Origin of the sequence: Pseudosulfitobacter koreensis (genome assembly GCF_024733015.1) — a bacterium.
Taxonomy (GTDB): Bacteria; Pseudomonadota; Alphaproteobacteria; order Rhodobacterales; family Rhodobacteraceae; genus Pseudosulfitobacter; species Pseudosulfitobacter koreensis.
Genome location: NZ_JANKJG010000003.1, coordinates 122,590 through 143,983, shown reverse-complemented (window position 1 = coordinate 143,983; position 21,394 = coordinate 122,590). Strand labels below are relative to the sequence as shown.

The following is a 21,394-nucleotide window of genomic DNA, read 5'->3' as shown; positions in this document are numbered from 1 at the left end:
GCGGTGGCTAGGCAAACTGCGGCGACAAGGGCGCATGCCGCCCTCATGTCGTCTCCTTGCGGGCGGAACGGCCAAAATCCGGTGCGTCGGTGTCTTGCCCTGCGTCGATGATACCGCGCCGGATCGCGCGGGTACGGGTGAAATAGTCGAACAGATGATCGCCGTCGCCAGTGCGGATGGCGCGTTGCAGGGCGAAAAGCTCTTCGGTGAAACGGCCCAGAATTTCCAACGTCGCGTCCTTGTTGGTCAGGAACACGTCGCGCCACATGGTCGGATCGGAGGCCGCAATACGGGTGAAATCGCGGAAACCGGCGGCAGAATACTTGATGACCTCGCCATCGGTGACGCGGCCCAGATCGTCGGCCACACCGACCATCGTATAGGCGATCAGGTGCGGCGTATGGGATGTGACGGCCAGCACCAGATCGTGGTGGTCGGCGTCCATTTCCTCGACGTTTGCGCCCATCCCCTCCCACAGCGCGCGCAATTGCGCGGTGGCTGCGGGGTCGGTGCCCTCGACAGGGACCAGCAGGCACCAGCGGTTGTCGAAGAGCGTCGCAAAGCCCGATTCCGGCCCCGAATGTTCGGTGCCCGCCAGCGGGTGACCGGGGATGAACTGCACGCCCTCGGGGAGCAAGGGGCCGACGTTGTTGATCACGTCGCGCTTGACCGAACCGACATCGGTGACGGTTGTCCCTTTGGCCAGATGCGGCGCGATCTCGGCGGTGACAGAGGCCATCGCGCCCACGGGCACGGCCAGCACCACCAGATCGGCACCTTCCACCGCCTCGGCGGCACTCTCGCAGACGCGGTCGGTCAGGCCGATGCGCCGCGCGGTGTCTCGCGTCTCCTCGCTGCGCGCATAGCCGGTGACTTCGCCCGCCAGACCGCCACGTCGTATCGCCCAATACATCGACGAGGCGATCAGCCCCAGACCGATCAGCGCGATGCGGTTGTAGACGGGAGCAGGCGCGGTCATGCGCTTTTGCCTTCCTTGAACTGGCGGACGGCATGGACGACCCGGCGGCACGCGCTTTCGTCGCCCACGGTGACACGCAGGGCTGCGGGCAGCTTGTAACCTGCGACCTTGCGCACGATCAGCCCCTGCGATTGCAGCCATGCGTCGCAAGCGTTCGCCTCGTCAGCGCTGCCGAAACGGGCCAGCACGAAGTTGGCGTGGCTGACGTCCGACGGCACGCCCAATGCGGCCAACCCTTCGGCCAGAATGGTGCGGCAGCGGGCGTTTTCGCTGCGGCAATGATCGGCATAGGCCACGTCGCGCACTGCGGCCTCGGCCGTGTCGAGCGCCGCCTGGCTCACGTTGAACGGTCCGCGGACGCGGTTCAGCACGTCGATCACGTGCTCGGGCCCGTATCCCCAACCAATGCGCAGACCGCCAAGGCCGTAAAGCTTGGAGAACGTGCGCGTCATCACGACGTTCTGGCGGCTGTCGACCAGTGCGGCACCGCCATCGTACCCTTCGACATAGTCGGCATAGGCCCCGTCCAGCACCAGCAGCGCCTGTTTGGGCAGACCTTCTGCCAGACGTGCAATCTCGGCGTCTGATATCATCGTGCCGGTCGGGTTGTTGGGGTTGGCGATGAACACCAGCCGCGTCTTCTTGTTGCAGGCTGCCAGCAGCGCGTCGATGTCGGTCACGCGGTCGGCTTCCAGCACTTCAACCGGCGTCGCACCCACCGCCCTGGCGCAGATCGAATACATGCCGAAACCGTGGACAGTGTGCACCACCTCGGTGCCCGGTCCGGCATAGGCCTGACAGAGGAATGCGATGATCTCGTCCGAGCCGTTCCCGCAGATGATCCGCTCCGCATCCACCCCATGCACCTGCGCCAAGGCCGCGCGCAGCGACGCGTGATCGGTGGAGGGATAGCGGTGCAGCTGGTGGGATGCACGGCGAAACGCCTCCATCGCCTTGTCGGACGGACCCAGCGGGTTTTCGTTCGATGACAGCTTTACCGCGTTTTCGATGCCCACAACGTGGCTGGTGCCCCCGACATATGGGTCGATCGACATGATGCCGGGCTGTGGTGCGATGGCTTGGGTCATGGGTTGGCTCCTTCGCCGCATGTTCTAACGGGGCAATCGCGCCTGCGCCATGCCCTTTTGTCCATGCGGAATATTGCCGCCCCGACTGTTGCTTCGTCTCCTTTCTGTTGCGCCCTCAGCATAGGGAACATAAAGTGAACATATGGTTAAAACACTTTCGGAAAAACTTGCGATTCTCTCGGATGCGGCCCGATACGATGCCTCTTGCGCGTCGTCCGGAGGCACCAAGCGCGGCAGCCGCGATGGCTCGGGCCTCGGTTCGAACGAAGGCTCGGGCATTTGCCACGCCTATACGCCTGACGGGCGCTGCATCAGCCTGCTCAAGATTTTGATGACAAATTTCTGCATCTATGACTGCGCTTATTGCGTCAACCGGGTGTCCTCGAACACCACCCGCGCGCGTTTCACGCCCGAAGAGGTCGTGTCGCTGACCATCGAATTCTACCGTCGTAACTATATCGAAGGACTTTTCCTGTCTTCTGGCATCATTCAATCGCCCGACAAGACAATGGAGGACATGGTACAGATCGCGCGCCTGCTGCGCACCCGCGAGAATTTTCGCGGCTATATTCACCTCAAGACGATCCCCGATGCCGCACCTGAACTGATCGCTCAGGCGGGGCTTTATGCCGATCGTCTGTCGATCAATGTGGAGCTTCCGACCGAGGCCGCCGTGGCCGCCTATGCACCCGAAAAGAACCCTGCGACGATCCGCGCGGCGATGAACGACGTCAAGGCGGGGCGCGCTGCATCGAAAGACCGATCGCACACCGGCAAGCGCCCGCCAAAGTTCGCGCCTGCAGGGCAATCCACCCAGATGATCGTGGGCGCGGACGGGTCGAACGACGCGACCATTCTGGGGCAGGCCAACAGCCTTTATGGCAGTTTCGGGCTGAAGCGGGTGTATTATTCCGCCTTTTCGCCGATCCCCGACAGCAGCGCCAAATTGCCGCTGGTGCAGCCGCCGCTGGTGCGCGAACATCGGCTCTATCAGGCGGACTGGCTGCTGCGCTTCTACGGCTTTTCCGTGGACGAGATCACGAGCGTGACGAACGCGGGCAATCTCGATCTTGAGATGGACCCGAAACTGGCATGGGCCATCGCGCACCGGGGTCTGTTTCCGGTCGACGTGCAAAGCGCGCCGCGCGAGATGCTGCTGCGCGTGCCCGGTTTCGGGGTCAAGACGGTGAACCGCATTCTGGGCACCCGGCGGCAGCGCGGGCTGCGCTATGCCGACCTGCAACGCATGGGGGCGCTGTTGAAAAAAGCGCGGCCTTTCATCAGCTTGCGTGACTGGTCGCCGGGGAAGCTGGTCGATACCGCCGATCTGCGGGCGCGGTTCGCGCCACCGCCCGAGCAGTTGAGCCTGTTTTGATGCGCACCGTTGCCCTGCCCCGCATCAACACGGCGCAGGCCTGGCGCGAGGCCGCGCGCGGGCTGCTGGCCGGAGGCACCCGGCCCGAGGATGTGCTGTGGTCCTTCGACGATCCGGCACAGGTCGATCTGTTTGCCGCGCCGCCGCCTGAAATCAGCGCACCCGCGACGGCGAGAGTGCCGAAATCCTTTGTGGACATGGCCAATCGGGTCGCCTGGCACAGTGGTGATGACCGTTTTGCGCGGCTTTATGCGTTTTTGTGGCGGCTGCGCGACCGGCCCGCGCTGATGCAGGATCGGGGCGATGCGCAGCTGGCGCACTTGCGCGCGATGGAGAAAAACGTGAACCGCTGCGCGCACAAGATGAAGGCATTCGTGCGGTTTCGCGATCTGGCCGCTGATGGACCGCGCCGCCGCTTTGCCGCCTGGTTCGAGCCGACACACCACACGGTCGAGCCCACCGCGCAATTCTTTGCCCGCAGGTTCGGCGACATGGACTGGGTGATCGTCACGCCGGACGTGACCGCGCATTTCCGCGATGGAAACCTTAGCTTTGCGCCCGGTAACGCGCGCCCCGACCTGCCCGAGGATGCGACGGAGGAGCTGTGGGGAACCTATTTCTGTAATATTTTCAACCCCGCGCGGGTGAAGGTGCAGGCAATGACCTCGGAGATGCCGAAGAAATACTGGAAGAACATGCCCGAAACTCGGCATATCCCCCAACTGCTGGCCAATGCCGAAGCACGCGCGCGCGAGATGCAAGCGGCGGCCCCGACCCTGCCGCCCCTGCGCGCCGAACGGATCAGCGCGGGCCTTGCCGATATGCGCGCCGTGGCAACCCGCGACAGTCTGGACAGCGTGCATACGCAGATCAGGGCGTGCACCCGCTGCGCGCTGTGTGGTCCTGCCACGCAAGCGGTCCCCGGCGAGGGGCCGCGCGATGCGGCGCTGATGGTGGTCGGTGAACAGCCCGGCGACACCGAGGATCGGGTGGGCCGTCCCTTTGTCGGACCGGCGGGGCAGATGTTCGACCGGATAGCAGCGCAGGCGGGGCTGGCGCGTGATCAAGCCTATGTCACCAATGCGGTCAAACATTTCAAATTCCAGCAGCGCGGCAAGCGGCGGATGCACGAGCCTGCGCATAAGTCCGAAGTGATGCATTGCAAATGGTGGCTGGAGGCCGAGGTGGCGCTGGTCAAGCCCAAGCTGATCGTGGCGATGGGCGGCACGGCGTTGCTGGCGCTGACCGGCACGAAGGAAGGCATCTTGAAGCGGCGCGGACAGATCGAAGAAACGGCGCACGGGCCGGTATTGGCGACCGTACACCCGTCGTATCTGTTGCGCCTGCCGGACGAGGACGCGCGAGAGACGTACACCGCGCTGTTCCGGCAGGATCTGGAGAAGGCCGCAGAATATGTATCCCAAGTCGCATAAGGCAGCTTGAAACGCAAAAAGGCCGCGCAGATGGCGCGGCCTTTCGGAATTTGCAGAACGGATCGAAGCGATCAGTTCTTGGCGTAGAATTCGACCACGAGGTTCGGTTCCATCATCACCGGGTACGGCACGTCGCCAAAGGCGGGCGTGCGCACGAATGTGGCGGACAGTTTCGAGTGGTCGACGTCCATGTAGTCGGGCACGTCACGCTCGGGCAGCTGTGTGGCTTCCAGGATGGCGGCCATCTGCTTGGAGCGGTCACGCACTTCGATCACGTCGCCTTCTTTGACGCGATACGAAGGAATGTTCACTTTCTTGCCGTTCACACGGACGTGGCCGTGGTTAACGAACTGACGGGCCGCGAACACGGTCGCCACGAATTTCGCGCGGTAGACGACGGCATCGAGGCGACGCTCGAGCAGGCCGATCAAGTTTTCACCGGTGTCGCCTTTGACACGCTCGGCTTCGGCATAGATGCGGCGGAATTGCTTCTCGGTCAGGTCGCCGTAGTAGCCTTTCAGCTTCTGCTTGGCGCGCAGCTGCAGACCGAAGTCCGACAGTTTGCCCTTGCGTCGCTGGCCGTGCTGACCGGGGCCATATTCACGACGGTTGACCGGCGATTTCGCGCGGCCCCAGATGTTTTCGCCCATGCGGCGGTCGATTTTGTACTTGGCAGACGTGCGTTTGGTCACGGCTGGTCTCCTTTATATAGGTTCATAAAGGGCGTTGTCCTCTGGTCCACGACCCGACAGGCCTCCCCTTGCAGGGCCCACCAACACCAATGAAGGGGCGCTTATACGCCCAGGTGGGGCAGTGTCAACGGCCATTCCACGGGGTGTGCGTGCCCATCTGCGCCACTGCCGCGTGACGGTGGCAGGTGGTCAGGTGGTCGTTGACCAACCCGCAAGCCTCCATCCATGCATAGACGATGGTGGGGCCGCAGAACTTGAAGCCGTCCTTCTTCATGTCCTTGGAGATTCGGGTGCTGAGGTCGGTGCTGGGCGGCACCAGCGTCTGAGATGCATATGCGGGCTGCAAGGGGGCGAAATCGACATAGCGCCACATGTAGATGTCAAAGCCTTCACGGTCCTCGATCCGGCACCACGCGCGGGCGTTGGAAATGGCCGCCTCGATCTTGCCGCGGTGGCGGATGATACCCGTGTCCTGCACCAGCCGATCAACCTCATCCGAGCCCCATCCGGCGATGGTGCGCGGGTCGAACCCGTCGAAGGCCGCGCGGAAGTTTTCGCGCTTTTTCAGAATGGTAAGCCAGGACAGACCGGCCTGAAATCCATCCAGGATCAGCTTTTCCCACAGGGCCCGGCTGTTGTATTCCGGCACGCCCCATTCAGTGTCGTGATAGGCGCGATAGATCGGTTCGGGCCCGGCCCAATCGCAGCGGCAAAGGCCGTCTTCTTCCGCAATCTGACCGCTCATCGGGCGTATCCGCAAATAAGACTAAAATAGGAACATTAATCCATTCTTAGAGAATAAGACGGCAAAGTGTAACCCGATCCCTCAAGGTACGGAGATGTCTTGTGAACCTCAAGAAACGGCGCATCGCGGACATACCACCCGGCATGGAAAACCCGCTGAACTTCGCTCTGAACAGCCGGGACAAGGGGGTTCTGGACATGGTGGCCAAGGCGATCCGGCACAAGCAGACCCTGCTGGCGTTTCAGCCCATCGTGCTGTCGCGCGACCCCGGCCGCGTCGGCTTTTACGAGGGGCTGATGCGGGTCACCGACGAGACGGGTCGCGTGATCCCGGCCCGCGAATTCATGGATGTGGTCGAAGCGACCGAATTGGGGCGCGAGATCGACGTTCTTGCCCTGCAGATGGGGATGCGCGCCTTGTACGAGGTCCCGACCCTGCGGCTGTCCATCAACATGTCCGCACGGTCCATCGGGTTCAGCAAGTGGACCCAGACCTTGCAACGCTGGCTGAGCCGCGACCCGACGCTGGCCGAACGGCTGATTCTCGAAATCACCGAAGGGTCGGCGATGACGGTGCCCGAACTGGTTGTCGATTTCATGGACCGCTGGCAGATGCGGGGCATCTGCTTTGCACTGGATGACTTTGGTTCGGGCCAGACCGCGCTGCGCTATTTCAAGGACTTCTTCTTTGACGTGCTGAAGATCGACGGCCAGTTCGTCTCGGGGATCGCGGTCGACCGCGACAATCAGGCGCTGGTGCGCTCGATGGTGTCGATCGCGCAGCATTTCGACATGATGACAGTGGCCGAATTCGTCGAGACCAAGGCCGATTCCGATATGCTGGCCAGCCTGGGCGTGGATTGCCAGCAGGGGTATCTGCACGGCGCGCCAACCACCCGCCCCGCGTGGAGAACACCTGCCGCGGCAATTGCGGCAGGATGATGGGGCCGGACCCTGCAAGTCATGTCTGGGCTGCGGCGGGTCCATACATCGTGACGACACATTGTGACGACGGATCGAATGGTCTATCCATTTCCCTGAGCCGAAGGGCCCGGACGCGGCATGTCGCCCGGTCTGACCACGCGTCCTTTGGCAAACAACAAGAGGATGTATTCCATGACCAACGTCGTCATCGCCTCTGCCGCGCGTACCGCTGTCGGCAGCTTTACCGGCTCTTTTGCCAGCACCCCCGCGCATGATCTGGGCGCCGCTGTACTCGAGGCGATCGTCGAACGCGCGGGCATCGATAAATTCGAGGTCAGCGAGACCATTCTGGGTCAGGTCCTGACCGCCGCCCAAGGGCAGAACCCCGCCCGTCAGGCCCACATCAACGCAGGCCTGCCGATTGAAAGCGCCGCGTGGAGCATCAACCAGGTGTGCGGCTCGGGCCTGCGCGCCATCGCGCTGGCCGCTCAGCATATCCAACTGGGCGATGCCAGCATCGTCGCCGCCGGCGGACAAGAAAACATGTCGATGAGCCCCCATGCCGCCAACCTGCGCATGGGTCACAAGATGGGCGACATGCAATATATCGACACCATGATCCGCGACGGTCTGTGGGATGCCTTCAACGGCTATCACATGGGACAAACCGCCGAGAACGTCGCCGAAAAATGGCAGATCAACCGCGACCAGCAGGATGAATTCGCCGTCGCTTCGCAAAACAAGGCCGAAGCTGCGCAAAAGGCGGGCAAGTTCCAGGACGAAATCATCTCCTTCATCGTCAAGGGCCGGCGCGGCGACACCGTGGTCGACAGCGATGAATACATCCGTCACGGCGCAACAATGGAAGCGATGCAAAAGCTGCGCCCCGCCTTCACCAAGGACGGATCGGTCACCGCCGCGAACGCATCGGGACTGAACGACGGGGCCGCCGGCGCGCTGCTGATGACCGCCGACAACGCCGAAAAGCGCGGGATCGAGCCGCTGGCGCGAATCGTCTCTTACGCCACCGTCGGCCTTGACCCGAAAATCATGGGCGCGGGTCCGATCTTTGCCTCGCGCAAGGCGCTGGAAAAAGCTGGCTGGAAGCCCGAAGACCTGGATCTGGTCGAAGCCAACGAAGCCTTTGCTGCGCAGGCCTGTGCCGTGAACAAGGACATGGGCTGGGACCCGTCGATCGTGAACGTCAACGGCGGCGCGATTGCCATCGGTCACCCCATTGGAGCATCCGGCGCGCGAATTCTGAACACGCTGGTTTTCGAGATGAAGCGCCGCGGCGCCAAGAAAGGCCTTGCCACACTGTGCATCGGCGGCGGCATGGGCGTTGCCATGTGTGTCGAGCGTCCGTAAATCCAAAAAGGCCACGCAATATAGTTGCGGAGGCTCTTCGGAATGGGTAACAAGATTTCGCGGCGCATATTGCGCCGCGGAGTTTGAAGGTCACCCGCATGTCAAGAACAGCGCCCACCGATCAGATCGCCAAGCGCACCGTTCACGGCGTGACCCCGATGCGTCTTTCGAGGGACAGCATCCGCACATCACGCAAAATTCCCCTTGTACCGTCACGATCCATGCAATGCTGCGTTTGACAGAACTCTGTCACAGACGCGCCAAACGCATGGACGTTTCAGGCTGACACACGCAATAATAGAATAAAGACCACCAGGAGGAGAAAGAACCATGGCCAGAGTTGCACTTGTTACCGGAGGATCGCGCGGCATCGGAGCCGCAATTTCGCAGGCGCTGAAAGACGCAGGTTACAGCGTCGCTGCAACCTACGCAGGCAACGACGAAGCCGCCGCGAAATTCACCGATGAGACCGGCATCAAGACCTACAAATGGAACGTCGCCGACTATGACGAAAGCAAGTTGGGCATCGCGCAGGTCGAGGCCGACCTGGGCCCAGTCGACGTGGTGGTCGCCAATGCCGGCATCACGCGCGACGCGCCGTTCCACAAGATGACGCCCGAGCAATGGCATCAGGTCGTCGACACCAACCTGACCGGCGTTTTCAACACTGTGCACCCCGTCTGGCCGGGCATGCGCGAACGCAAGTTTGGCCGCGTGATCGTCATCAGCTCGATCAACGGGCAAAAAGGTCAGTTCGCACAAGTGAACTATGCCGCGACCAAGGCGGGCGATCTGGGCATCGTCAAATCGCTGGCGCAAGAGGGCGCGCGCGCGGGCATCACCGCCAACGCGATCTGCCCCGGCTATATCGGCACCGACATGGTCATGGCCGTGCCGGAGAAAGTGCGCGATTCGATCATTGCGCAGATCCCCACGGGTCGACTGGGCGAACCCGAAGAGATTGCGCGCTGCGTGGTGTTCCTGGCCTCGGATGATTCAGGGTTTATCAACGGGTCGACCATCTCGGCCAACGGCGCACAATTTTTCGTCTGACAGAACAACCTCTTACGAAAAAGCGGCGCGCCCGGAAAGGCGCGCCGTTTTCATGTCTGCAGACGTTTAGCTGCCTTCGCCTCAGCGGCGCGACTTTGTTCCGAAAATCCACGCCAGGGCATCGTGGATGAACTGCCCCCGCGCGGCATGGGCCGATCCATAGGCGGTGCGGGCGGCGGGGTTTGTGGTGGCTTCGAACATCTGAGGGCTCCTGCAATGTGATACGTGAGTGGGGCGTTTTTCTTGCACTCAACATGAACTTGTGCGCACCTTCCTGCAAACGAGAGTTTTGACCACTTCAGTTAAGAATAATTGATCCGATATGCCAGACCGCCTGCCACCTCTGACCGCTTTGCGCGCCTTTGATGCGGCGGCGCGTCATATGTCCTTCGCCAAAGCGGCAGAGGAATTGCACGTCACCCCGGCCGCGCTGAGCTTTCAGATCAAATCGCTTGAGACGCATCTGGGCGCGCCGCTGTTTCGCCGTCTGAACCGCGCGGTCGAGCTGACAGAGGCAGGGCGCGCACTGGCACCCGGTGCGCAGGATGGGTTTCAGACGCTGGCCGCCGCATGGCGCGCGGCCGCGCGCTTGCAAGACAATGTGACGCTGACTGTGACGGCGGGCCCTGCATTCACCGCCAAATGGCTGGCACCGCGTCTTTATGAGTTTGCCCAATCGCACCCCGAAGTCGAATTGCGATTTTCCGCCTCGCTCAAGATGATGGACTTTGCCCGCGATGCGATAGATGTGGCGATCCGGTTCGGATACGGGCCTGATCCGGGCCTTTATGCGCTGCCGCTGGCTGGTGAATGGATGTGCCCGGTGATGACGCCAGCGCTTGCCGCGCAATATCCGACGCCCGAAAGCCTGACGCGGGCCAGTCTGATTTCAGACGAAAGCGTCGATTTTCTGGACCCGCCCTGCGACTGGGCCGCGTGGTTTCGCGCGATGGGCATCGACCATGTCCCCAATCACGGGCCACGCTTTTCCCAAGCCGACCATGCGGTTGATGCGGCACTGGCGGGCGTCGGCGTGGCATTGGGCCGCCGCGCGCTGGTGCTCAAGGACCTGGCCGACGGACGGCTGGTCGCGCCGTTCAAGATCGCGCTGGGGACACAGGCACGGTTCCGGTTTCTGTGTCCGCTGGGGTCCGAGAACCGGCCGCAGGTCGTGGCCTTCAGGGACTGGGTTCTTGCCGAGATCGAAAAGACGGCCCACATCACCGCCGCCATGCGCATCCTGTCGGTGTCGGAGTATGCGCAATGACGACGTTGCGGGCCACTGTCATCGGCTTTGTCGCGGTGCTGCTTTGGGCGCTGCTGGCGCTGTTCACGGTCGGGTCGGCCCCCGTGCCGCCCTTGCAGTTGAACGCGATCTGCTTTGGCATCGGCGGCGGTCTTGGGCTGGTCTGGAGCGCATCGACCGGCGGACTGCACCGCCTGCGCGGCGTGCCGCTGCGGGTCTATGTCTTCGGCACCGCAGGACTGCTTGGCTATCACGCGCTGTATTTTTCGGCGCTGCGTCTGGCCCCCGCCGCCGAAGCGGGGCTGATCGCCTATCTCTGGCCGCTGCTGATCGTGGTCTTTTCGGGCTTGCTGCCCGGAGAGCGGCTGCGCGCCGGGCATATCGTCGGGGCGATCACCGGGTTTCTGGGCGCTGCGCTGATCATTTCGGGCGGCAGCACCGGGTTTCAGGCTGCGCACCTGCCCGGATACGGGCTGGCGCTGATCTGCGCGCTGTTCTGGTCGGGGTATTCCGTCGGCTCGCGCGGGTTCGGCGCCGTGCCGACCGACAGCGTTGCGGTGTTCTGCATTGCCAGCGCGGTTTTGTCCGTGCCGTTGCATCTGGCATTTGAAACGACGCAGTGGCCTGTGGACACAACGGGCTGGGCCAGCACGATCGCGCTTGGCCTCGGCCCGGTGGGGCTGGCGTTCTACGTCTGGGACATCGGCGTGAAACGCGGCGACATTCAGTTGCTTGGCACCGCGTCCTATGCGGCACCGTTGCTGTCCACGTTGGTTCTGGTGCTCGCCGGAGTGACGGAGGCCAGCTGGTCGCTGGCTGCCGCCGCACTTTTGGTCACCGGCGGCGCCGTCATCGCGGCGCGCGCCAGCTTTGGCCAAGGCCTGTCAGGATGACAAGCGTGTAATTTGTTCTTTAAGACGGAGTTTCTGTCGTTTCAGCTCGGCCACCTTCAAGGTGTCCGCCCCCGGTGCGCGAAGTTCCTTTTCCACCGTGTCACTCAGGGTTTCGTGCTTTTTCTTCAACTCGTTGAGATGTGCGCTCAGGCTCATGCAGTCCTCCATTCGTTCAAGTACACTTACAGCAGACCACGATTTTACAATTCTGTCACGCTGCAGACGCATCATAAGCGTGGCAACTTTTAATCAACGGTTAAAATTCCAGCGCTGCACCATCCCGCAGAACCGCTTTTATTTCAGGTGTGTAGCTTTCAGCATCCCGCAAATGGGCTTCGCCGCGGTGCAGAAGGCGTGGAAAATGCAGGCGAAATTCCGCACGTCCGCCCTTTCTTGCGCGGATTATGCACAATTCCGGGGCACGTCCGGGCCGCGCCGAGAAGGGCTGCACCTCGACGCTGCCCAGGACGGGGCGAATCCCTGCCAACAGATCGGGCAATCGCGCCATTCGGTGCACGAAATGGGCCAGGCCGCGATACCGCAGCCGCTTGGCCGCGATCTGCACCCAGGCCTCCAGCGCGGTGTCTTCGCCCAATGCCCCCTCGCGGCCCGAATAGGGCGAGGGGCGACCAGCGGCGCGATCAAAAAACGGCGGGTTGGCGATCACGTGATCAAAGCTGCGCTCTTTCAGCGGCATCGGCAGCGCGGTGATATCGGCGCAGGTCACATCCAGCCCGTTGCGCGCGGCAAGATCGGCGTAATAGGGCTGGCGTTCGACCCCGTGCAGGATCAGCCCCGGCACCCGCGCACCCAGGCACAATGCCGCAGCGCCCGCCCCGCAGCCAAGATCCAGCACCGATTGTCCGGCCTTTGCGGGCACGCTGGCGGCCAGCAAGACGGGGTCAAGACCCGAGCGATAGCCCACACGCGGCTGCCACAACATCACCTTGCCGCCTAAAAAAGCGTCGTGGCTCAGCTCGGGGCCGTCGCTCACTGTCCCAGCGGGATTTCGTTGTCACGCATCACCCGTGTCGCGGCGTCGTGATCGTCAAGCCGCACCATGAGGCGGCGCGGAAAGATACCGATGCCCCCTTCGAGCACGCTCATGTTTACGTCCAATTCAAAGCAGTCTATATCCTCGCCCGACAGTAGGGCCGAGGCAAACGCGATGATCGTCGGGTCGTTGCTGCGCAAAAGTTCCTTCATGCGCACGGATGTAAGAGCAGGCGGGCCTCGTTGTCGAGAGGTCATCGGGGGCAACAGATGGACAGCAGCGAAAACACGGTGAAACCACATGACAGGCTGGCCGCGCGGCTGGCCGATGACATGGACGCGGTCAACACGCTGATCCGCACCAAGATGGCATCGGAACACGCCCCGCGCATTCCCGAAGTGACGGCGCACCTGGTCGGCGCGGGTGGCAAGCGACTGCGCCCGATGCTGACCCTCGCCTCAGCGCATTTGTGTGGATATACAGGGCCTTACCACGTGCATCTGGCCGCCACGGTCGAGTTCATTCACACCGCCACGCTACTGCACGACGATGTGGTGGACGAAAGCGCACAACGGCGCGGACGCCCCACGGCGAACCTGTTGTGGGACAATACGTCGAGCGTTCTGGTGGGCGATTACCTGTTTGCGCGCTCGTTCCAATTGATGACCGAATGCGGCTCGATGGAGGTGATGCGCATCCTGTCCAACGCGGCCGCGACAATTGCCGAGGGCGAGGTGCTGCAACTGACCGCGGCACAGGATCTGGCCACGGACGAGGCCGTCTATCTGCAGGTCGTGCGCGGCAAGACCGCGGCGCTGTTTTCGGCGGCGATGGAAGTCGGCGGCGTGATCGCGGGGGCAGATAACGCAAAAGTGCGCGCGCTTTATGATTATGGCGATGCGTTGGGCGTGGCCTTCCAGATCGTCGATGATCTGCTGGACTATCAGGGACAGCCCGAGGCCACCGGCAAGAACATCGGTGACGATTTCCGCGAGCGCAAGCTGACCCTGCCGGTGATCAAGGCGGTGGCCAAGGCATCGGCGGACGAGCGGGCTTTCTGGGAGCGGACCATCGAAAAGGGCAAGCAGGACGAGGGCGATCTGGAGCATGCGCTGGCGCTGCTGAACACGCATGACGCGCTGGCGCAGACCCGTGCCGATGCGATTGGCTGGGCTGACCGCGCCAAGGTAGCGCTGGCCCCCCTGCCCGATCACGACATCAAGGATATGCTGGTCGATCTGGCCGACTATGTGGTGGACCGGATCAGCTAGAGCGCTTGCGGTCTGGCTGCATCCTGCATCGAGCCCAGGCGGCCTGCGCGCACCCACCAACCGGGCTGTGCATGTGCCAGCCGTTGCGCGGCCTGCGTCGCTGCCGTGGCGCTTTTGAACACGCCGAAACACGTGGCCCCCGACCCCGACATGCGCGCCAGCATGCAACCCGGCAATGCCGCCATCGCCTGACGTGTCAGGGCGATCTGCGGGGCGATGCTCTCAGCTGCGGCTTGCAGGTCATTGCGCTGCGTCGCCAGCCATGCGCACAGGTCGGCGGCATCGGTGAAGGTGGGCAAGATGGCAGGCATCGGCGCGTTGTCCTTGTGCGCAAGGGTCCTGAATATGTGCGGCGTCGAAACCGCGACGCGCGGGTTGGCCAGCACTACATGCAGATCCGGCAGGCCCCCTACGGGGGTTATGACATCACCAACGCCCTGCATCCGCGCCGCTTGCGAAGAAACGCAGACCGGAATATCCGCCCCCAGCGCCAGCAGATCCACGCCATCACGACCCTGCCCCGTCATCACACCCAAGCCCCGCCAGACCGCTGCGGCATCGGCCGATCCGCCGCCAATGCCAGAAGCGACTGGCAATTCCTTGGTCAAGGTCAGCGCGGCGCCCGGCGCAAACAGGCGCGCCACCCGCAGCACAAGGTTGTCGTCGCCCGCAGGCACGCTTGCCGCCTCTGGGCCATCCACCTGCAACGACCATGCGTCGGCGGCGCGCAGATGCACCACGTCGCCCACGTCGGCAAACACCACCAGCGAGTCGAGCAGATGATAGCCATCATCCCGCTGCCCCGTCACATTCAGGGTCAGGTTGATCTTGGCAGGCGCAAAGACCCGCAGGCCAGTCACCATAGGGTCAGTCACCCTCGGGTCAGGCATCGGCGCAGGCTCAGCGGTCGACCGTGACCGTCAGGGGTTCGGCACCCTCTTCGGCCAGAACCTTGTCCAGTCCCACCTCAAGCTTGCGGCGGATGCGGGCCGGATCGGCCTCGCCTTCGGTGTCCTTGGGATCGACGAAGGACAGCGCGCGCGACCATTGGAACTGCGCCTCGCGCTTGCGGCCCACGGCCCAGAGCACGTCGCCCAGATGGTCGTTCACCACAGGATCGACGGCCTCCAGCTGCACGGCGCGTTCCATGTGAACAACCGCCTCTTCATAGCGGCCAAGGCGGTAGAGCACCCAGCCCAGGCTGTCGATGATATAGCCGCTTTCGGGATTTGCGGCGGCGGCCTGCTGGATCATGTCCAGCGCCTCATCCAGATTGACCTGCTGTTCGACCATGGAATAGCCCAAATAGTTCAGCACCTGCGGCTGTCCGGGGTTCAGCGCCAGCGCCTGGCGGAAATCGGCCTCGGCCTGTTCCCACTGATCCAGACGTTCATGGGCGATGGCGCGGGCATAGAGCAGGAACCACTGCGCGCGCGCGCCCTCGGGCGTCAGTTCCAGCGCGCGGTCATAGGCGGCGATTGCGGACGCGTACTGGTCCTGCTGGCGCAGAAGATCGCCGAGCGTCGAATGCACGACGGGCAGGTCGGGGTACTTGCGCGCCAGTTGCTCCAGCACCTCGATGGCGGCGTCGGGCTTGTCCGCGCGGCGCAGTGCCGCAGCGCGGCCCAGTTCGGCTGCGTGAAAGGCCGGATCGTCGGCGGGCACTTCCTTGTAGACCGCGATGGCCAGATCGTATTGCTCAAGCTCTTCCAGAAGCTCTGCGTTCAGCAGCAGGGCGTCCACGTGGCCGGGGCGCAGATAGCGCGCCAGACGGCCATAGAGCAGCGTGTAATCTGCCGACGCCTCGCTGCGCAGCGCGCCCGCGATGGAATAGAATACCTCGGCGATGCCGTCACGGGCCGATGTCACATGGGTGAACGGCAATGTCTCGCCCGCCTCAAGCGCTGTGATGACACGCTCAAGCTCGGGGTCGGTCCCGGCGCCGAATGCGTCTTGCAGGCTGGTGACCGCTTCGGCGTTGCGGCCCAGCTGGCTGAGGACTTCCGCCCGCGCCAGCGCGCCGCGCCGGGTGCGCACCATGGTGCCGCTGTCGGCCCCCGCAAAGATCGCCTCGGCGGCGGCATATTCCCCCTGCAACGCCAGCGCCATCGCCTTGTGATAGAGCGCAAAGCCCTTCATGCCCTGTTCACTGGCCACTGTATCAAAGCCTGCAAGAGCCGCATCCATGTCGCCCTCGCCCAGATGCGCCCAAGCCGTCAGCAGGCCATCGACCAGCGGGCCAACGCCCTGATCCGTCATGTCGCGTTCAAGCAGTGCGGCAAAGTCTTCGCGTTGCGCCATGTCGGCGATCACCGCCATATGCGCCGCCTGGCTGCGCAGCCCCTGATCGGTCATCCGGTTCGCGATGGGCAATGCCTGCGCCACGTCGCCCAGCATCAGATGCGCCAGCACCGCATCCTCCATCAGGATGGCGTTCTGGGCGTCCTGCCGCAGCGCAATATCGTAATAGCGCGCCGCCGTGCCGAAATCGTTCATGTAAGACGCCTGGCGCGCCGCCAGATAGGGCCCCGCCACGTCCCTTGCCGCAAGCGGGCTAGCCAGGGACCAGATCAGGGCCGTAGCCACCGTACTTTTCAAAACCGTAGTTTTCAAAACTGTGCTTTTCAAAATGGAGCGGATCACGCGGCTGCCTCTCTTAAAAATAGACTTCGACAAAGGCTAACAGGTCTGCAGGCGGGCGCAATGGCCCTGCCGAACTCATGGTGAACAATGCTGTGAGCTTCGCAGCATCTTGCCGGTTTCACACGGCACGCTTGCCCTCATATGCAAAAAGGCGGGCCCAAAGCCCGCCTTTTCCAAACCGCTGTCAGCGATCTTACATGTTGGGGTAATTCGGCCCGTCACCACCCTGCGGCGTCGTCCACTTGATGTTCTGCGGCGGGTCCTTGATGTCGCAGGTCTTGCAGTGCACGCAGTTCTGGAAGTTGATTACAAAGCGCGGGTCCTTGCCCTCTTCCGTCACGAATTCATAGACACCCGCAGGGCAATAGCGCGCCGACGGACCCGCATAGATCGGCAGGTTGTGGTTGACCGGAATGTCGGGGTCCACCAGCTTGAGGTGCGCAGGCTGGCTTTCCTCGTGGTTGGTAAAGCTGAACGCCACGTTGGTCAGCCGGTCGAACGACAGCTTGCCGTCGGGCTTGGGATAGGCGATTTCCTTGTGCTTGTCCGCAGGCTCCGTCGCCTCGGCGTCGGATTTGCCGTGCTTGAGCGTGCCCAGCAGCGAAAAGCCCAATGTGTTGCACCACATGTCGAAACCACCAATGGCCATCGACGCTGTCAGCCCGTATTTCGACCACAACGGCTTGACGTTGCGAACTTTTTTCAGGTCGGTGCCGATCGGGCCGTTGCGCACGTCATGTTCGTATGCGGTCAGCTCGTCGCCCGAACGGTCGGCCTTGATCGCGTCGTACGCGGCCTCGGCCGCCGCCTTGCCCGACAGCATCGCGTTGTGGTTGCCCTTGATGCGCGGCACGTTGACCATGCCCACGGTACAGCCCAGCAGCGCCACGCCCGGCGCCACCATCTTGGGCATCGACTGATAGCCGCCCTCGGTGATCGCACGCGCACCATAAGCGACGCGCTTGCCACCTTTCAGCAGCTCGGCGACCATCGGGTGATGCTTGAATCGCTGGAATTCCATGTAGGGGAACACATGCGGGTTCTTGTAGCCCAGGTGGACCACGAAGCCCACGTAAACCTGATTGTTGTCAAGGTGATAGATGAACGAACCGCCACCCGCATTGCTGCCAAGGGGCCAGCCCATCGTGTGGGTCACGGTGCCTTCCTTGTGCTTGGCGGGGTCGATTTCCCAGATCTCTTTCATGCCGAGACCGAATTTCTGCGGCTCCTTGTCGGCCTGCAGATCGTATTTCGCGATGACCTCTTTCGACAGCGATCCGCGCACGCCTTCGCCCAGGAACACGTATTTGCCGTGCAATTCCATGCCCGGCTCATAGCTGTCTCCCTTGGTGCCGTCGGCGGAAATGCCGAACTCACCGGCGACGACGCCTTTGACTTCGCCGTTCTCGCCATAGACCAGCTCGGAACACGCCATGCCGGGGAACACCTCGACACCCAGCGCTTCGGCCTGTTCGGCCATCCAGCGGCAGACGTTGCCCATCGACACGATGTAGTTGCCGTGGTTGTTCATCAGCGGCGGCATGGGGAAGTTGGGTATCCGAATTTGGCCCGCCTCGCCCAACATCAGGAAATTGTCTTCCTTGACCTCGACAGTGACAGGCGCGCCCTTTTCCTTCCAATCGGGGATCAGCGCGTCCAGCCCGCAGGGGTCCAGAACCGCACCCGACAGGATGTGCGCACCGACTTCCGAGCCCTTTTCCAGAAGAACGACGCTCAGATCGGGGTCCAACTGCTTGAGACGGATCGCCGCCGACAGACCCGCAGGGCCGGCCCCGACGATGACCACATCATATTCCATCGCTTCGCGTTCAATCTCGGCCATGCTCGGCGGCTCCTTTTACAAAAGCGCGTGCAGACATCGCACTGCGCAATAATAGTTCGCGCTTGGCTAAACCACGCTGCTCGTCAATGCAATCGAAACACCGCGTCAGGGCAGCCGGGCTGCGACGGTTTTTCGCACTGCATATCAGGGCCGCAGATGGGTCAGGCACCAGGGCGATCCCCCATCAGATAGCGCGGTCCAACACCTTTCAAACCCGCACGATCACCGGGATTATAAAGCGCACAACTTTCCAGGCTCAGGCACCCGCAGCCGATGCAACTGTCCAGCGTGTCGCGCATCCGGGTCAGCGTGTCGATCCGCGCGTCCAGTGCGGCGCGAAATCCGGTGCTGATGCGCGCCCAATCCGCCTTGGTTGGCACCCGCCCCTTGGGCAGCCGGTCCAACTCGGCGCGGATCTGCGGCAGGGTGAACCCGAACTGCTGCGCGATCATCACGAACGACAGCCGCCGGATATCCGCCCGCGAGAACCGCCGCTGCCCGCCCGCATTGCGCCAGGGATCAATCAGCCCCTGTGCCTCGTAATAGCGGATCGCCGACACCGCGAGCCCGGTGCGCGCCGCCAGATCGCCGATGCTCAAGCCGTCTTTTGCCATGGCAAATATTCCTTGACCTAAAGTTAGGTTTAGCAATTACGCTAGAGAAGCAGCATCCGTATTGAAAGGAAAATCTCCCATGACCGCTCACCTCGAACACGCCAACTTTACCGTCTCCGATCCCGCCGCCACCGCTGCGTGGATGTGCGATCTCTTCGGCTGGCACATCCGTTGGCAAGGTGCCGCCAAGGACGAAGGGCACACCGTCCACGTCGGCACCGATGCGCAGTACCTCGCTCTTTACGCGCCCAAGGCTTCGCAAAAACCGCAACGCTCAAGCTACACCACGATCGGCGGGCTCAACCATCTGGCCGTCACCACTGACGATCTCGACGCGTTGGAAACCCGCATCAAGGCGCATGGCTTCATGACCGGCAACCACGCCGATTATGAACCGGGCCGGCGCTTCTACTTCCACGATCACGACAATATCGAATACGAGGTCGTCCAATACGGCTGACGCCCTTCATCTTGCCGGGTAAACTCCGGGGGAAGCGCCGCAAGGCGCTGGGGGCAGCGCCCCCCAAACCCCGGCCCGTCGGCGGGAATAAACCCAAAGCCCAAGCGCGCGGCCCTTGCAATCCCCCGCCGCAATAGGTCAGGTAGCATGCAACATTGACCGGCGGCCATCTTGGCCGCCCTAATCTGCTGGACGTGACCTATGGAAAAGATCCCGATGACCCGCAAGGGTCACCTCGCCCTCGAGACCGAACTCAAGCACCTGAAGTCCGTCGAGCGCCCCGCCATCATCAAGGCTATCGCCGAGGCCCGCGAGCATGGCGATCTGTCGGAAAACGCCGAATATCACTCCGCCAAGGAAAAGCAGTCCTTCATCGAGGGCCGCATCAAGGAGCTGGAAGGTGCGATTTCGCTGGCCGACGTCATCGATCCCGCCAAGATGAAGGGCAGCATCAAGTTCGGTGCGACCGTCACGCTGGTCGACGAGGACACGGACGAGGAAAAGACCTATCAGATCGTCGGTGAATACGAAGCCAACATCGAAGCAGGCCTGTTGAACATCAAGTCGCCCATTGCCCGCGCCCTGATCGGCAAGGAAGAGGGCGACAGCGTCGAAGTGCGCACGCCCGGCGGCGACAAATCCTATGAAGTGCTGAAAATCGCCTTCGTCTGATCGGAATCCAAGACATGGCCGACACGTCGCCAGCCCAGAGCAAATCGAACCAGGCGCGGCCTGCGTCCCCGGCGCAGGCACGTCCCACGCCGCTGGGTATCTATGACCGCCCCCGCGCAGGCGGCATCTCGGGAATCGAGATCGCGGCCATCGCACTGTCGGTGGTTTGGCTTCTGGGGGCGACGGTGTTCTTTGTCAGCATGCCCGCCGCCCCGGAGGGGCAAGAGACCGGCACCGAAGGGTTGATGTTTCTGATGTCCATACTGGCCGTCTTCATGCCCGTGGGCATGATCTGGGTGGCGGCGACAGCGGCCAGGGCCAGCCGCGTCATGCGCGAGGAAAGCCAGCGTTTGCAGGCCGCCATCGACGCCATCCGCCAGGCTTATATCGCGCAGCAACACGCCCGCGATCTGTCAGGCGAACCTTCGGTTGCGCGCAAGCTGGATGAGATCGCCGCCGCCGCGCGCAAGACCGAAACCACGCTGGCCACCTTCCACACCCGCCGCGACGCACCGCACAGCGCGCGCCATGCGCCGCCGCCGATGGCGCCGCAGCCCGCCGACGACCAGCCCAAGCTGGCGCTTGGCACCACATCCGAAGAGACAGCACCGCCACTGGCCCGCGAAGATTTCATCCGCGCCCTGAACTTCCCCGAAACCGCCGAGGATGCCGAAGGCTTCTCTGCGCTGCGCCGCGCACTCAAGGATCGGCCCACCGCACAGATCATCCAGGCCGCGCAGGATATCCTGACCCTGCTCAGCCAGGACGGCATCTACATGGACGACCTGACCCCGGACCGCGCCCGCCCCGAGATATGGCGCAGCTTTGCCCATGGCGCGCGGGGCCGCAGTGTCGCAGCTTTGGGTGGGGTGCGCGACCGCTCGTCGCTGGCGCTGACCGCCGGGCGGATGAAACAGGACCCGATCTTTCGCGACGCCGCGCATCACTTTTTGCGCCGTTTCGACCGCAGCTTTGCCGCGTTCGAGGCCGAAGCCGACGACGCCGACATTTCCGCGCTGGCCGACACCCGCACGGCGCGCGCCTTCATGCTGCTGGGCCGCGTGGCGGGGACGTTCGACTAGGTTTCAACTTTCCGCGGCGT

Annotated in this window: 22 protein-coding genes; 11 read left to right on the top strand and 11 right to left on the bottom strand. The window is 63.0% G+C overall.

From position 1 onward, the window contains the following. Window positions 1-43 precede the first annotated feature (43 nt). Together NTA49_RS06180 and hisC are read right to left on the bottom strand one after the other, a co-directional pair. Entirely contained in the window at window positions 44-979 is a 936-nt protein-coding gene (locus NTA49_RS06180; protein WP_258293796.1) for a prephenate/arogenate dehydrogenase family protein, read from the bottom strand. Next, entirely contained in the window at window positions 976-2,067 is a 1,092-nt protein-coding gene (hisC, locus tag NTA49_RS06175; RefSeq protein WP_258293795.1) for a histidinol-phosphate transaminase, read from the bottom strand. The genes NTA49_RS06180 and hisC overlap by 4 nt, the downstream gene beginning before the upstream one ends. A gap of 142 nt (window positions 2,068-2,209) precedes the next feature. Here hisC and NTA49_RS06170 point away from each other — a divergent pair, with 142 nt between their 5' ends. Continuing rightward, window positions 2,210-3,442, top strand: coding sequence for a putative DNA modification/repair radical SAM protein (locus tag NTA49_RS06170; RefSeq protein WP_258293794.1), 1,233 nt, complete (start codon window positions 2,210-2,212; stop codon window positions 3,440-3,442). Next, window positions 3,442-4,875: a UdgX family uracil-DNA binding protein gene (locus NTA49_RS06165; RefSeq protein ID WP_258293793.1), complete on the top strand. Its 1,434-nt coding sequence runs from the start codon at window positions 3,442-3,444 to the stop codon at window positions 4,873-4,875. The genes NTA49_RS06170 and NTA49_RS06165 overlap by 1 nt, the downstream gene beginning before the upstream one ends. 71 nt (window positions 4,876-4,946) lie before the next feature. Here the strand turns inward: NTA49_RS06165 and rpsD are convergent, their stop codons facing one another. Both rpsD and NTA49_RS06155 read right to left on the bottom strand, forming a co-directional pair. Continuing rightward, window positions 4,947-5,567, bottom strand: a complete 621-nt coding sequence (rpsD, locus tag NTA49_RS06160; RefSeq protein WP_258293792.1) for a 30S ribosomal protein S4 — start codon at window positions 5,565-5,567, stop codon at window positions 4,947-4,949. A 124-nt stretch (window positions 5,568-5,691) separates the two neighbouring features. Then, on the bottom strand, window positions 5,692-6,312 hold the full coding sequence (locus NTA49_RS06155) for a DNA-3-methyladenine glycosylase I (protein WP_258293791.1): 621 nt from the start codon (window positions 6,310-6,312) through the stop codon (window positions 5,692-5,694). 143 nt (window positions 6,313-6,455) lie between these two features. Here NTA49_RS06155 and NTA49_RS06150 point away from each other — a divergent pair, with 143 nt between their 5' ends. From NTA49_RS06150 to yddG, 5 genes are all read left to right on the top strand, one after another. Further along, window positions 6,456-7,253, top strand: coding sequence for an EAL domain-containing protein (locus tag NTA49_RS06150; protein ID WP_261368180.1), 798 nt, complete (start codon window positions 6,456-6,458; stop codon window positions 7,251-7,253). Between the two features lie 174 nt (window positions 7,254-7,427). After that, complete coding sequence (locus tag NTA49_RS06145) at window positions 7,428-8,603, top strand: acetyl-CoA C-acetyltransferase (protein WP_258293788.1); 1,176 nt, start codon at window positions 7,428-7,430, stop codon at window positions 8,601-8,603. A 330-nt stretch (window positions 8,604-8,933) separates the two neighbouring features. Then, on the top strand, window positions 8,934-9,656 hold the full coding sequence (gene phbB, locus NTA49_RS06140) for an acetoacetyl-CoA reductase (protein ID WP_258293787.1): 723 nt from the start codon (window positions 8,934-8,936) through the stop codon (window positions 9,654-9,656). Window positions 9,657-9,978: 322 nt separating this feature from the next. After that, on the top strand, window positions 9,979-10,923 hold the full coding sequence (locus NTA49_RS06135; protein WP_258293786.1) for a transcriptional regulator GcvA: 945 nt from the start codon (window positions 9,979-9,981) through the stop codon (window positions 10,921-10,923). After that, a complete protein-coding gene (gene yddG, locus NTA49_RS06130; protein WP_258293785.1) occupies window positions 10,920-11,795 on the top strand; it encodes an aromatic amino acid exporter YddG in 876 nt (291 codons plus the stop codon). Before NTA49_RS06135 ends, yddG begins: the two co-directional genes overlap by 4 nt. Here the strand turns inward: yddG and NTA49_RS06125 are convergent. The 3 genes from NTA49_RS06125 to NTA49_RS06115 form a co-directional block, all read right to left on the bottom strand. Then, window positions 11,787-11,951, bottom strand: a complete 165-nt coding sequence (locus NTA49_RS06125; protein WP_258293784.1) for a YdcH family protein — start codon at window positions 11,949-11,951, stop codon at window positions 11,787-11,789. The two genes, yddG and NTA49_RS06125, sit on opposite strands and share 9 nt — an antisense overlap. Before the next feature lie 100 nt (window positions 11,952-12,051). After that, window positions 12,052-12,738 (bottom strand): tRNA1(Val) (adenine(37)-N6)-methyltransferase, encoded by a 687-nt coding sequence (locus NTA49_RS06120; protein WP_261368179.1) that lies wholly within the window; start codon window positions 12,736-12,738, stop codon window positions 12,052-12,054. 47 nt (window positions 12,739-12,785) lie between these two features. After that, window positions 12,786-13,001, bottom strand: a complete 216-nt coding sequence (locus NTA49_RS06115) for a putative signal transducing protein (RefSeq protein WP_258293782.1) — start codon at window positions 12,999-13,001, stop codon at window positions 12,786-12,788. A gap of 57 nt (window positions 13,002-13,058) precedes the next feature. On the opposite strand from NTA49_RS06115, the gene NTA49_RS06110 reads away from it, so the two are divergent. Next, on the top strand, window positions 13,059-14,060 hold the full coding sequence (locus NTA49_RS06110) for a polyprenyl synthetase family protein (protein WP_258293781.1): 1,002 nt from the start codon (window positions 13,059-13,061) through the stop codon (window positions 14,058-14,060). Here NTA49_RS06110 and NTA49_RS06105 read toward each other — a convergent pair. The 4 genes from NTA49_RS06105 to soxR all read right to left on the bottom strand — a co-directional run bounded on the left by NTA49_RS06105 (window position 14,057) and on the right by soxR (window position 19,160). Beyond that, window positions 14,057-14,923: a 4-(cytidine 5'-diphospho)-2-C-methyl-D-erythritol kinase gene (locus NTA49_RS06105; RefSeq protein WP_258293780.1), complete on the bottom strand. Its 867-nt coding sequence runs from the start codon at window positions 14,921-14,923 to the stop codon at window positions 14,057-14,059. The genes NTA49_RS06110 and NTA49_RS06105 overlap by 4 nt on opposite strands. Window positions 14,924-14,960: 37 nt before the next feature. Beyond that, a complete protein-coding gene (locus tag NTA49_RS06100; RefSeq protein ID WP_258293779.1) occupies window positions 14,961-16,646 on the bottom strand; it encodes a tetratricopeptide repeat protein in 1,686 nt (561 codons plus the stop codon). Between the two features lie 250 nt (window positions 16,647-16,896). Beyond that, window positions 16,897-18,546 (bottom strand): electron transfer flavoprotein-ubiquinone oxidoreductase, encoded by a 1,650-nt coding sequence (locus NTA49_RS06095; protein WP_258293778.1) that lies wholly within the window; start codon window positions 18,544-18,546, stop codon window positions 16,897-16,899. Window positions 18,547-18,707: 161 nt separating this feature from the next. After that, window positions 18,708-19,160: a redox-sensitive transcriptional activator SoxR gene (soxR, locus tag NTA49_RS06090; RefSeq protein ID WP_258293777.1), complete on the bottom strand. Its 453-nt coding sequence runs from the start codon at window positions 19,158-19,160 to the stop codon at window positions 18,708-18,710. Between the two features lie 79 nt (window positions 19,161-19,239). Between soxR and NTA49_RS06085 the strand changes: the two genes are divergently transcribed. From NTA49_RS06085 to NTA49_RS06075, 3 genes are all read left to right on the top strand, one after another. Further along, window positions 19,240-19,620 (top strand): VOC family protein, encoded by a 381-nt coding sequence (locus tag NTA49_RS06085; protein ID WP_258293776.1) that lies wholly within the window; start codon window positions 19,240-19,242, stop codon window positions 19,618-19,620. Between the two features lie 201 nt (window positions 19,621-19,821). Then, window positions 19,822-20,292, top strand: a complete 471-nt coding sequence (greA, locus tag NTA49_RS06080) for a transcription elongation factor GreA (RefSeq protein WP_258293775.1) — start codon at window positions 19,822-19,824, stop codon at window positions 20,290-20,292. Between the two features lie 14 nt (window positions 20,293-20,306). Further along, window positions 20,307-21,374: a hypothetical protein gene (locus NTA49_RS06075; protein WP_258293774.1), complete on the top strand. Its 1,068-nt coding sequence runs from the start codon at window positions 20,307-20,309 to the stop codon at window positions 21,372-21,374. Window positions 21,375-21,394: the final 20 nt, after the last annotated feature.